Raw genomic sequence first — 868 nt, 5'->3', positions numbered from 1 at the left:
TCTAATTTCTGATTTGAGAACCCTATTTGCCATGCTTTGACACTCTTTACAAGACTTGCACCAATGATGAACATCACGTTGAACACCTGGCCACACATAACCCTCCTGCAAGACTTTATGCAAAGTGATCTTTGCAGCAAAGTGACCACCACAAGAACCCTCATGATTCTCCTCTAAAATTTTGTAAATTTCCTCTTTCCAAGGCACTTTTCTCATCACAAGATCAGCCCCCTTCATATATAAGGCATCACCAAGTAGCACATACCTTTTGGCACGACGTAGGAAGGCATACTTTTTTGACTTATCCAACTCTCATGGAAGCATACCTATTTGTAGAAACTCTTCCTCCCTCTCTAAATATTCCCTTCCCAAATAAAGAGGAGAATCAGCCCTTATTACATACAATTGGCCAATTGAAGCTTGTGCTGCACCATGTGCTTCTTCATTTTGAGACCTGTCCACATGCCTTAAACTCCAAGCTTCAAAATGCTTAAGCAGATTCTTCACTTGAAAACACATATTTTTCAGCCTTGGATTCTTACTTTTCCACACCCCAAGTACTTGCTTAACCACCAAAAGAGCATCACCTCTTACCCTCACACGACGGATGCCAAGCTCAAGGCAAAGGTTGAGACCTTTCTCCAAAGTAGCATACTCAGCTTCATTGTTGCTTTGTGCTGTAAGCTTCAAGCTCCTTTTAGTTATCAAAGCACCTTGAGGATCATAAACTACCACACCTCCTGAAGCTTCACCATGCGCTTTCCTGTAAGAGCCATAAAAAAAAAGAAAGATAGGCATTGTCTATGTCAGGAGCTTCCATGTGTTGCTTCTTCACTGCATCCTCCTTAAGAAGAAGAGGGATTTCCTT

The 868-nt window shown here is 41.7% G+C and carries 2 protein-coding genes; both read right to left on the bottom strand.

The genetic code is table 11. The features are described 5' to 3' along the window. Positions 1-309, bottom strand: a 309-nt coding sequence (locus DD606_RS26145; protein WP_176691531.1) for an integrase zinc binding domain-containing protein, incomplete at its 3' end; no start/stop codon positions are given. 3 nt (positions 310-312) lie between these two features. Continuing rightward, positions 313-798, bottom strand: a complete 486-nt coding sequence (locus tag DD606_RS25765) for a ribonuclease HI family protein (protein WP_129259562.1) — start codon at positions 796-798, stop codon at positions 313-315. Between the last annotated feature and the right edge of the window lie 70 nt (positions 799-868).

The organism is Enterobacter cloacae complex sp. GF14B, from assembly GCF_004136805.1.
GTDB lineage: Bacteria > Pseudomonadota > Gammaproteobacteria > Enterobacterales > Enterobacteriaceae > Enterobacter > Enterobacter hormaechei_C.
This window is presented reverse-complemented; position numbering and strand designations above follow the sequence as displayed.